Source organism: Saliphagus sp. LR7, assembly GCF_003344565.1.
Lineage (GTDB): Archaea > Halobacteriota > Halobacteria > Halobacteriales > Natrialbaceae > Saliphagus > Saliphagus infecundisoli.
Genome location: NZ_QPND01000045.1, coordinates 1 through 10,241, shown reverse-complemented (window position 1 = coordinate 10,241; position 10,241 = coordinate 1). Strand labels below are relative to the sequence as shown.

The 10,241-nt window shown below is 57.2% G+C and carries 16 protein-coding genes and 1 pseudogene; 6 read left to right on the top strand and 11 right to left on the bottom strand.

Annotated features, from left to right (window positions below):
• A pseudogene (locus DVH23_RS22700) lies at positions 1–805 on the bottom strand (sodium:calcium antiporter); the annotation flags it as partial.
• Between the two features lie 209 nt (positions 806–1,014).
• Here DVH23_RS22700 and DVH23_RS22695 point away from each other — a divergent pair.
• Together DVH23_RS22695 and DVH23_RS22690 are read left to right on the top strand one after the other, a co-directional pair.
• Positions 1,015–2,193: an inorganic phosphate transporter gene (locus tag DVH23_RS22695; protein WP_114579620.1), complete on the top strand. Its 1,179-nt coding sequence runs from the start codon at positions 1,015–1,017 to the stop codon at positions 2,191–2,193.
• A gap of 42 nt (positions 2,194–2,235) precedes the next feature.
• Entirely contained in the window at positions 2,236–2,655 is a 420-nt protein-coding gene (locus tag DVH23_RS22690) for a universal stress protein (protein ID WP_114579619.1), read from the top strand.
• A gap of 148 nt (positions 2,656–2,803) precedes the next feature.
• Here DVH23_RS22690 and DVH23_RS22685 read toward each other — a convergent pair whose 3' ends face one another.
• Positions 2,804–3,121: a hypothetical protein gene (locus DVH23_RS22685; protein ID WP_157972590.1), complete on the bottom strand. Its 318-nt coding sequence runs from the start codon at positions 3,119–3,121 to the stop codon at positions 2,804–2,806.
• A 259-nt stretch (positions 3,122–3,380) separates the two neighbouring features.
• Here DVH23_RS22685 and DVH23_RS24455 point away from each other — a divergent pair, with 259 nt between their 5' ends.
• The 3 genes from DVH23_RS24455 (at position 3,381) to DVH23_RS22675 (ending at position 4,691) form a co-directional block, all read left to right on the top strand.
• Entirely contained in the window at positions 3,381–3,776 is a 396-nt protein-coding gene (locus tag DVH23_RS24455) for a hypothetical protein (RefSeq protein ID WP_198668077.1), read from the top strand.
• A 2-nt stretch (positions 3,777–3,778) separates the two neighbouring features.
• The gene (locus DVH23_RS22680; RefSeq protein WP_114579617.1) at positions 3,779–3,976 is read left to right on the top strand and encodes a helix-turn-helix transcriptional regulator; all 198 of its coding nucleotides are present in this window, start codon (positions 3,779–3,781) and stop codon (positions 3,974–3,976) included.
• A gap of 211 nt (positions 3,977–4,187) precedes the next feature.
• A complete protein-coding gene (locus tag DVH23_RS22675; RefSeq protein WP_114579616.1) occupies positions 4,188–4,691 on the top strand; it encodes a hypothetical protein in 504 nt (167 codons plus the stop codon).
• Positions 4,692–4,969: 278 nt separating this feature from the next.
• On the opposite strand, the gene DVH23_RS22670 is transcribed toward DVH23_RS22675, so the two are convergent.
• The 8 genes from DVH23_RS22670 to DVH23_RS22640 all read right to left on the bottom strand — a co-directional run bounded on the left by DVH23_RS22670 (position 4,970) and on the right by DVH23_RS22640 (position 8,764).
• A complete protein-coding gene (locus tag DVH23_RS22670) occupies positions 4,970–5,287 on the bottom strand; it encodes an SWIM zinc finger family protein (RefSeq protein WP_114579615.1) in 318 nt (105 codons plus the stop codon).
• Between the two features lie 68 nt (positions 5,288–5,355).
• Complete coding sequence (locus tag DVH23_RS22665) at positions 5,356–5,619, bottom strand: hypothetical protein (protein WP_114579614.1); 264 nt, start codon at positions 5,617–5,619, stop codon at positions 5,356–5,358.
• A gap of 13 nt (positions 5,620–5,632) precedes the next feature.
• On the bottom strand, positions 5,633–6,472 hold the full coding sequence (locus DVH23_RS22660) for a hypothetical protein (protein WP_114579613.1): 840 nt from the start codon (positions 6,470–6,472) through the stop codon (positions 5,633–5,635).
• 244 nt (positions 6,473–6,716) lie between these two features.
• Positions 6,717–7,160, bottom strand: a complete 444-nt coding sequence (locus tag DVH23_RS22655) for a PIN domain-containing protein (protein ID WP_157972589.1) — start codon at positions 7,158–7,160, stop codon at positions 6,717–6,719.
• Positions 7,157–7,465 carry an AbrB/MazE/SpoVT family DNA-binding domain-containing protein gene (locus DVH23_RS22650; RefSeq protein ID WP_114579611.1) on the bottom strand — a complete coding sequence of 103 codons (309 nt, stop codon included), beginning with the start codon at positions 7,463–7,465 and terminating at the stop codon, positions 7,157–7,159. Before DVH23_RS22650 ends, DVH23_RS22655 begins: the two co-directional genes overlap by 4 nt.
• Positions 7,466–7,505: 40 nt before the next feature.
• Positions 7,506–7,664 (bottom strand): hypothetical protein, encoded by a 159-nt coding sequence (locus DVH23_RS24010; RefSeq protein ID WP_157972588.1) that lies wholly within the window; start codon positions 7,662–7,664, stop codon positions 7,506–7,508.
• A gap of 345 nt (positions 7,665–8,009) precedes the next feature.
• On the bottom strand, positions 8,010–8,414 hold the full coding sequence (locus DVH23_RS22645) for a hypothetical protein (protein WP_114579610.1): 405 nt from the start codon (positions 8,412–8,414) through the stop codon (positions 8,010–8,012).
• A gap of 5 nt (positions 8,415–8,419) precedes the next feature.
• Positions 8,420–8,764, bottom strand: coding sequence for a hypothetical protein (locus DVH23_RS22640; RefSeq protein ID WP_114579609.1), 345 nt, complete (start codon positions 8,762–8,764; stop codon positions 8,420–8,422).
• A gap of 421 nt (positions 8,765–9,185) precedes the next feature.
• Here DVH23_RS22640 and DVH23_RS22635 point away from each other — a divergent pair, with 421 nt between their 5' ends.
• On the top strand, positions 9,186–9,770 hold the full coding sequence (locus DVH23_RS22635; RefSeq protein ID WP_198668076.1) for a YdeI family protein: 585 nt from the start codon (positions 9,186–9,188) through the stop codon (positions 9,768–9,770).
• Between the two features lie 23 nt (positions 9,771–9,793).
• Here the strand turns inward: DVH23_RS22635 and DVH23_RS22630 are convergent, their stop codons facing one another.
• Positions 9,794–10,063, bottom strand: a complete 270-nt coding sequence (locus DVH23_RS22630) for a hypothetical protein (RefSeq protein WP_198668075.1) — start codon at positions 10,061–10,063, stop codon at positions 9,794–9,796.
• Positions 10,064–10,241: the final 178 nt, after the last annotated feature.

Here is a 10,241-nt window from a genome sequence, read left to right as displayed (position 1 = left end):
CGAACGGCTCGACCGCGATAAAGATCAGCACGCCCGAAAAGGCGAACAAGAACAAGACGCTGGCGATGCGTGGTCCCTTCGACCACGATTGAAGATACGCAGGGACGCCGACGTGCACCTCCTCTTCGTCAACGTCGCCACGGATGATGATGGCGAGATACATCACATACAGCCCGACGAGAACTAGCGTGTCAAGCAGACCGATGCCACCAACGGGACCGCCGCCGCTCAGGGTAGCCCCACTCAACGGGACCAGAAAGGCGAACAGAGTTGCGGCGAGCAGGAACGTGATCTCGACGGCGAGGTCACGGTCGAGGGTGACCACGTCCGCGAGAACGCCCGACCGGCGTTCGACGGCGGGGTCGGTGTGGGTTCGCGCTCGATACACCGTGAACAGTGCAATTGCCGCCCATCCGATTCCGATCAGGATGCGGTTCGCGCCGGTCATGTTGGCAACCGCGAGATTGGCGTTATCCATGCCCTCGGCAGTCCCCTCCAACGCCCCAGCGTTCCACGCGTATAGCGCATCGACGGCGTATTCGGGCGCGACCGCGAGCACTGCGAGCACCGCGATGGCAAATGCTCGTGGGACGTCCTTCTCGGCGGTTTCAGCCCCCCACGCCAGGAGGAAGGCCGCCCCGAGCACGGCCAGCCCGGCGACGACGACCGCCGTAAGCGGCGCGATGTTCTCGCCTGGATGGACCGTCATGTAACCACCGTAGGAAGCGAACGTGACGATCCACGGGAGGGTCAAGACGAAGGCGCAGGCGAGCGCGACCAGCGGATGCCGGAGCCGATTCAACATTAGAGGACCTCGTGGCGCCCCTAATCCTATCTCTTTTGATCTGAGATAGCACGGGCGACCTTCCTTACTCTCCTCGCTTGTTTCGTGAGGACAGGGCTTCCTATATTCCTGACAAGCTTTGCGATTCTGATCAGGATAGTCTATAACTTATGAGCGCTATTTTCGTGGGTCGGTAGATACTTATGAATACTTACCCCATACCTTATTAGATGTCTCTTACGACGATCTTGATTGTCGGTATCGTTGCGTCGATCTTTGTTGGATTGAATATCGGCGGCTCCTCGACTGGAATCGCCTGGGGACCCGCGGTCGGGGCAGGGATTATCTCGAAAACGCTCGCTGCCGGGCTGATGACCTTTTTCGTGTTTCTGGGCGGCTGGACGGTCGGCCGGAACGTCATGGACACGCTAGCTGGGGACATCATTACGATCCCGATTTCGCTTGAATCGGGCGTCGCCGTGCTCTTTTTCATCGGGCTGGGGATTCTCATCGCGAACGTCTTCGGCGTCCCCGTGCCAACCTCGATGACGACCGTTGGTTCGATCGCCGGGCTCGGACTCGCGACCGGAACGCTCAACTTCGAGACGATCGGGTGGATCGTTTCCTGGTGGGTCGTCACGCCGATCATCGGCTTCTGGGTCGGGGGCGTGATCGGGCGCTACCTCTACCCAGAGCTCAACCGACGATTCGAGATCACCACCTCGGACGGACCACTGCTCGCGCTCGACCGACGTGGAACCGTTCCGACTCCCACACTTGGTCCGAACACGACCCGAAGGGAACTCCTCACTACAGTCCTCGTTCTGATTATCGGCTGTTACATGGCGTTCAGCGCCGGCGCGAGCAACGTTCCCAACGCGGTCGCACCCCTCGTTAGCAGCGGCGCGTTGGAGATTAACACGGCGATCGCCATTGCGACCGTCGCGATCGGAGTCGGTGGCTTCACGATCGCCCGCCGGACGATGGAGTCAGTGGGAACTGAACTCAGCGACATTCCATTGCTCGCCGCGCTCATCGTGATGCTGACGGCCGCGACGATCACGACCGCCCTCTCGGCCATCGGCATCCCGATCAGCCTCGTCATGGCGATGGTGATGACGATCGTCGGGCTCGGCTGGGGGCGTGCGACCCGCCCGGTTAGAGTCCGTGACGTTCGTGACGTCGTTCGGGGGGACACAACAGCCGAGATCGAACCCGGCGCGCTTACCGCAGACCCAAATACGCCGGTTCGTCAAATCGGCGAGGAAGAACCTCGAGAAGTCCGAGAGGCAGGTGATCTGTTCAATCCCCGGGCAATAATCAAATACGTCTCGATGTGGATCATCGGACCGACGGTCTCACTCGGCCTCTCGTACGCGTTTTTCGTGGCGTTCCCGTTCGTCGGGTAGCATCGTCAGGACGCTTATTCATGCGGGCCTCGTAGTGAGGGTATGATTTCACGTGTCCTCGTTCCGATGGACAACTCCGAGATGGCCGAACACGCGCTCAGATACGCGCTTGAGGCGTTTCCGGATGCCGAGATTACCGTCTTTCACGTCGTTGGCGAACCGTCGGCACTGTGGGGCGAGGCAGCCAGTCTCGCACTCGCAGACGATATCGGTCAAGCCGCCGAAGACCACGCCTCGGACGTTTTCGATGGCGCTCGAGCGATCGCCGACGAGTACGACCGAGAGATCGCGACGGACGTGCACGTTGGCCATCCAACCCGCGCGATATTGAATGCAGCTGAGGATTTCGATACCGTCGTGATCGGCCCACATGGAGGCTCGCTAGCCGACCGATTCCTCATGGGGAACGTTTCTGAGACGGTTTTCCGTCGGTCTCCCGTTCCAGTTACTGTCGTTCGGTGAATTTCCTGCATGCACCGTGATGAGTAGATGCCACTGACCAGAGTCTCTGGTCTGACGTTACAAACAGGCTATCGACGTAACGCGATATTCACGCTACGTTACACCGAAAGTATCTGTTCAGGTCACAGGGCGAGGTAGAGCCGATAGTTCATCCAGATCGTCCTTCGCCAAGCCGATAGGCAGTCCGTCCAAGGCCAGCAACCACGAGAGCAGTAACGTAGTATACAATGGGCAACACCAAAAGCGTCGCCAGCGGGTCCCACAGCCCATTATAACCAGGCGCAAACAAGTAATCGGTGAAGAAATTGATAAACTGAGCCTCCGTGAACACGGGCCCCATCAGGAATTGCACGCCGTGGATAGGAGCAGTCAAAGCCGTAATCAGGAACACTATCTGGACCCCGAACACCACAAGAACACTACGGGATACCAAGAACGTTGGCGATGTCCCAGCAAAGCGCGTCATGATAGTATAAATGTCAAACTAATAGATAAGTTTTGTCCTGACCTCCTATTGGATGGTGGACATCTTACTCGTATACGTAGGGGAAGCAAATGACAGAGCGCTTGTTTCGTTGACTTCTCGTTTAGCCTGTCAATTCTGGAAAGGTTTATATTATATCGGGTGAACCGTCCACTATGGAAAGGATGCTTCCCATATTGGAAAGGAGCGGGGACTTAGATTTTGTTGGTGAAGCAGTTGAGAAGCACGATAACATGGAGCGATGAGTAACACCTTTTCGAATATTGAGCGTCAAAAGCGAACAGGATACGTCTTAGTAGCCGGGGCACCAGTTATCCTGCTTGGAAGTATCCCTGTTCTTCTGTACTATGACGTTCCGCCAGTGTTCTATCTCGGGATGCTTGTTCCAGCGAGTATTCTCGTCTTTTTCGGATACAAAAGAATCTCTGCTGGCCGTAATCACCAAGCACTACAGGACGAACGCACTGCCGAATTATATAGAAAATCAGGCAGTACTTCGTTTTGGTGGTTGATTGGGATTGTCTATGCCGATGCCTCGTTTGATATCTTCCCAGATGAAGGGGCACAGATACTGAGCGTGATTTGCGGAATGGCCATATACGGCATACATTACACATATTATCGGTATATTGAGTGACTATGGAGAACGAATTAAAAGTGTATCGTGCAAAGCATGATCTGACACAAGAGGATCTGGCTCGAGAGGTTGGAGTAACCCGGCAGACGATTAATGCGCTTGAAACGGAGCGCTACGATCCATCACTCGAGCTTGCGTTTAAGCTCGCGATACATTTTGACTGTGCTATTGAGGATCTGTTCTCATACGAAGGCGCATGATTTGATCTGTTTGCACCTGAATGTAACGTTGGTCGAGTTTCGCCGATCGACAGAGCGGCGCTATCGTTACATACAGACTAATCGGATAACGGAGGAGTAATCGATTTCACCGATAACTGTTAAGAGCTGGCTGCTGAATAGGGACATTGGATTCAGCACAGATAGTTGGTTGTACCTGGGGTTTTTGTTCTGTCCATCTACAGGGAACAGTATGAATTCTTTCTCAAATCCCGAATCATTGCGTGACCAAGCAGGGGTTCCATTTGATGAGGAAATCCAACAGCTTCCTCCAGAGGAGTTCGAGTCAGTTTCTGAGAGTGTAGATAGCCATGCCGTGGTCGGGATAACCAACGAAGATGGAGACGTACTGTTGATGGATGATGGTTCCCACGGTTGGACGCTCATCGCGTTCCCAGTCGAACGCGGACAGGACTGGCCAACCGTCGCTCGAGAGGAAGCACAAACACTCCTTGACACCTCAGTCGTTCTTGAACAGCCTGAACTTGTGCGTCGTATCGACTTCCTTCCCGTGAACGACGATAACCGGCGCACTACGATGTATAACGTGGTCTTTCGCGCCTCAGTAGACGAAACCATAGACACCGAAGAATTGGATCAACAGAACGACGAGCCTTTGCTTAGGTGGTTTGAGAGAGTACCTGACGAACAGGAGGGAGAAGTTGCGGACGATATTCGAATCTTCGTAGGGAATTGAGAGCGTCGGATGACCGACGCGCGCTGTGTATTCAGCAGAGCTCTATCAACATCTATGTTACAGGGTGTCATAGAACTCTTCACACACCCCAGCAGCAGCCCGAAAAACGGCCGCCTGAGAAGGAGGTATCTTCACCGATATTCAAAACCAGAGGTAGGAAATCTCTCAACCGAGCGTAGAAAACCATGGTAACCGTTCTATGACACCCTTTCTCTGTTAGGTTATGGGAGTAATTGCGCTAGGTGTGCACCTCGGTGTAACACAACCCCGAGTATTGCTCACTGAGTAGCGACTGGACGAGCGGAGAGGTCTCGAACGCGCTGGAGATTGTACGCCGAGTCGAAGACGTGCTTTCGAATCGCGACTGCGACTCGATGTTTGCACGCCCCCTGGTGGTGTTCGTCTGCTGGACACGTGCAACTGTCTGGAAGCCCGTCGTCGATTCTCACGAGGTACTCGTGATCGCTCGGGTTTTCATGGCTCGCGTTGCGAACGAGAACGCCCTGTTCGACGAGTTCGAACTCGAAGGCTTCGTACTGGGCCCGTTGCAGCGTCCGTTCGGCCATGTCGAGGCGATCAAGTGGATGTGCTGACATGGTTGTGCTACTGTCTTTCAGTGCCCGTTAGCGGTGCTGTAGACGAAGGGAGTGAACACACGGATCGATCACTCACAGTCGGGACAGATCAGCGGTAGGTCGAGATTCTCGGCGGTTTCGCAGCGGTCTGTCTCGACCACTCCAAACCTCCCGTAGAAATCACAGCTCGTGGTCATCTGCTCTGGATCGTCCAACACTTCGATGCGGGAACTAGCCGACCCGAAGTCGAGGGTCAGTGTTGGTTCGGGGGTGAACTCTGCGACGATCGGCTTTGAAGCTTCGCTGGCAGTGATCATCTCGACTCTCTCAGCGCTCAGGAGAGCGATCAACACCAGGAGCTGGAGCTTACTCGCGGAGTGCTGCTCGGGTTTCTTCGATCCACTGTGCTTCTGCTGAACTGATTTCGTCGCGAAGCTCATCGCACCCGCTCTCTGCCTCTACGTGATCACGGCGTGCCCGTTCGAGCATTTCCTCGAGCGTGTCGAGTGGTTTTTCGGCGTATGCAGGATCGGGATCGGGGACGTCGGAGCCGTAGCGGCTGGTGAACTTGAAGCGAGCCCGAAGCGTGTCCTCGATCGCCCGGATTCGTCCGTCCAGTGGCCCGGACACGCCAGTCAGGCGCTGCATCCTCGCGTCCTCGCGTCGACGCGCCAGTTGCTCCTCAGTGGGGGTGTGCTCGTCGATGGTGTTCACCTGCTCGACGGTGCTCTCGATCTCGACGCCTTTCTCGGCAAGATACTCGCGAGCCGGATCGGCAACGAACACGCGGAGGTTCTCGGCTGGGATCGTCCGCAGTTCCGAGTGGAACGGGACGGCCACCAACTCCAGCTTCCACTCGAGGAGGCGTTCACGGGCGTTCACAGCGCGAATCCCACCAGTGCCAAACCGAGGAGAGGGCTCCCCAGCGTCGTCGGTGGCATGCTCGATCCGTGTCTCCCAGCAGAGTGCTCGCTGCACGCCGCTCAGGTCGCTCTGGGCGGCCACGTACAGGTGGAAGTAGCCGTAGGGCTCATTGGCGTCTTCACGTTCTGTGACCCACTGGTCGATCGTTTCCGAGTGGAGGATGTCGATCTGGGCGTCGTCTATTGAGCTCCGATGAGCGGAGCGATCGCTCGTCGCCTCGTCAGCAGTACGGCTGTCGGATTCGTCTCGATCAGCCGTGCTGAAGGTGGTTTGTCCACTCATGGGTCCTGGGTGTGCCTCAGTTGATAGCGATTGGTCCGCTCCTGGGCGGTGTTCGACGCAGAACGCGCTCGTATGCTGTCACTGACCATCTTTGTCTTTCCCTCCGCCCCTCGTGAGGGGGGAACAACACCATCTGCGGAATGGTCAGGGTCGGCTGGTTCCCACGTTACCTCACGCTGCCGGGACTCCTCTACCCCGTGGGGTGACTACAGAAAGGGCACAGTGTGATGACTCGTGAGCCATCCTATGCTGATTCGTCGCGAAATTGGAGAATATCGACGGACACAGGAAGGTTCTCGAAGTCATCGTTGCCTCCGACGACGAGCGTCGCATCGTCGTCACATGCCTGAGCAACAGCAAACGCATCGCCCAGTGAGAGGCCACCAGGCGCTTTAATCCGACCAGCTTGCTCCCAGCTAGCGTCTTCGATCCGGATCCCAGCACGCTCGAGCATTGTAATGTCGTAGAGCCCCTCAGCGATGTCCCTCGTGATCGGTTTTGTGTCTCCCCTCGATGCCGCCAAGAGTCGTGCATTCAGGTAGACAATCTCTGCAGCGTTCGCGTCGGCGATGATCCCCTCACTCTCTCCAGTGGTCGCCTCTTCGAGAAGTCCGTCGACCCTTTCATGCCCAGGCTCTTCGTGTAACCAAGCGATGATCGGCTCTGTATCGAAGACGTAGGTCGTCACAGATTGGATCCGTTCTCAGACTCCAACCCGTGATTTCGTTCATCCGCTCGTTCCTGTTCCTCTTCCTCTGTATTCCACTCTTGGAGCTTCGCGAGTGCCTCACCTTCTTCGAGCGCATCACCGTGCCGGCCGGCGACTTCCTCGAGCGAGCGCAACGGTTTCACGATAATACTGTCGTCGACCGAGATCATCACGACCTCGTCTGGAGCGTCGATTCCAAGCCGCTCACGCCATTCTTTCGGCAGTGTTGCCTGACCGCGCTGGGTCACGCGAACGAATTTCCGTGTTTCATCGTTGACTGCCATATCATTGATTGGGACGTCCTGAACAATGATAACGGTATCGCTAGTGAGTCTCCTCAAACCTGAGTGTCTCTTGGGAGCAGAAGTAACAGTTGCACTTCTCGAAGGGGATTTCCTCGGCACTTTCGGCGATCCCTCGGTCGCGAAGATCGTCGAGGATCTCCGTTTCGGTTTTCTTCTCACCCATCGTGATCACCGTCATCCTCAGTGGGCTCGACCCGGATGGTGAGCTGGCAGATCGGACACTCAAGGACGAGTGGGGAGGCCGTTCGAATCGTGAGAAACGTCGGGTCGTGCGACCACGCCGTCCCCAAGCACTGCACTCGAGGGACCGTCGTCGTGGTGCGATGAGGCGATTCGTGGGCAGAGGTTGAACTCTGGTGTTGCATCTGAGGGTCCTCGTCAGGACGAGTTGATCGCGTCATCCCTCTGCCCCTCTCCAGGGGACGAATACCACCACCACCAGTTGGCCGTTCGTGCGACCGAGCAGCCACTGGTCTGATCCGATTGAGAACTTGGTCTGGTTGAGTTACCCCACGAGTGTTGATCACTTCTCGCTCGTGGGGTAACTATGCTCGTTCTCGTTCTTTGGCTCTCGATTCCATGCTGGTTCCCACTCACAATCGTCGTGAACGTAGTCTGCGCGCGCCGAAAACCAGTGCTGGTGGTAACCAGTGTTCTCGGTCCCAAGCCACTTTCCCGAAGCGACCGGGCCATACTCCTCGGTATCGGGAATTTTCTCGCCGTCGTCGACCGACCACGTGTACGTGCCGTCGAACTCCGCGATGAACCCCTGATCGCCCGCTGGTTCCCGAAGCGTGCATTTCGTGTTGCAGTGCCTGCAGAACACGCCCTGGTACACCAGATGGGTCCAGTCGTCGGACCCACAGACCGGACACGTCACGACATCGAACGCGCCACTGTAGCGGTCTTCGGTTTCGACGATTCCCATGCTGATCACCCCTCACTTCCGTCGGGATCGATGCGGGTGATCCGTCCAACTTTCGCGTGAGCGCCGGCCAGCACCATCGAGACGTGCTCGAGCATCGTGATGTCGGTGACGATCGTGGTCCCGTCTTTCTGGAGGACGACTACGCCACTCTCGTGGATCCAGATGGAGACGCCGATGCCCCAGTGGTGCCACCGGTCAGCCGAGAGAGCTGCCGACGGACGCGACAGGCTCTCCTCACCGTGTTCGATGGCAGCGCGAACGCCGTTTCGGAGCTCCCACACCTGCGACTCGGTCAACGTCTCCCCAGAGGCTTCAGCACTGTCGACGTGGGCCAACAAGCCGGCGACCATCAGGGGTCACCTCCGGTGTCAGTGGTCGTCGGTAGCTGTGCTTCTGCCAGTTCGTCTGTGTGAACCATCTCTGAAACCCTCCACCCCTCTCTGAGGGACGACCAACGCCACTGGCGTCCGCTGCTCGGTCGAGAGAGCGGCGTGCCGACGCTGTCTGAACGGGTCACGATCGCGGTCTGATAGGGATCATCGAAGCAGTCCATGGTTTTGAAGCAGATCCATTCAGAATTTGCCAGAAATGTCATGTAAGATGTAACACGCGGATTCACCACGAGAGGTCGCTGTTCCGAGACGTGTTCGGAGCGGTCAGTACAAGCGAAAGCGTTTCCAAAGACATGATCCCCTCTCCAATCATCTGAGAATATCCACTGGCGCCCACGTTCGGAGTAGGATTATAGACGCGGGACGTCGTTCTTGAACTATGAACTCAATATTCTTCGAATCTCGCAACGAGTTCCGCACCTGGCTGGAAGAGCACCACGACACGGCCGAGGAGCTGTGGGTCGGCTACTACAAGGTCGACGCCGAGCGATCCGGTATTGGGTACGGCGAGTCGGTCGAGGAAGCGCTCTGCTTCGGGTGGATCGACGGCCTGGTCAAGGGCATCGACGACGAGACGTACACCCGTCGGTTCACGCCTAGGAGCCCCGACAGCAAGTGGTCGAAGGCGAACAAGGAGCGGGTCGACGCGATAATCGGGGCGGGGAAGATGACCCCGACCGGAATGGAACTCGTCGAAGCGGCGAAGGAGTCGGGCGAGTGGACGAACGCCTATCGGCTCTCCGACGACCACGAAATCCAGGCCGAACTCGAGGCGGCGCTGCGCGAGAACGAGACCGCCTGGGAGAACTTCCAGAACTTCTCGAACACGGACCAGTACGCTTTCATCGCGGCCGTCGAGGAGGCTAAGACGGACGAGACCAAGCAAAAGCGCATCGAACGAACGGTCGAACTGGCGGCCCAGACCCTCCGAGCATACGACGAGAACAACAAGCGGCGGCTGTGATGTAGGGAAAGACCCGCTACAGCCTACGGCGGCTGTGGGCCAGCCCCGCGTTCGAGTGCTTCGAGCCCGCCGAGATCTGCGTGCAGGACGGCGCCATTCCGGATGACGTATCGACAGGCGTGTACTGGATACCGACACTTCGTGAAGCCTGCACTCTGGATGTCGAGTTCGTCCCCCTCCTCGATGTATTCGGCGAGCCTCCAGAGGAACTCCCGTGTCACCTCGCTGGCGTCGAGATCCATCATGCCGTCGTCGGCCTGGGGATAGACTCGAAACGCTTCGTAGCCCCACACGGAGAACTCGCCGTCGTCGGTGAGCCGCCATTTGAGGCCGCCGAAACAGTGTCAGTACCTCACAAAGCCAGTTAGTTGAGGCGTCTGCTTGCCGAAGTTGTGTCTAAGACCAAGCAGCAAGCAGACGGTGAAATCCACGAGGACCAGCTTCTTAACTTTCTCGTCAACGTTCTCACCG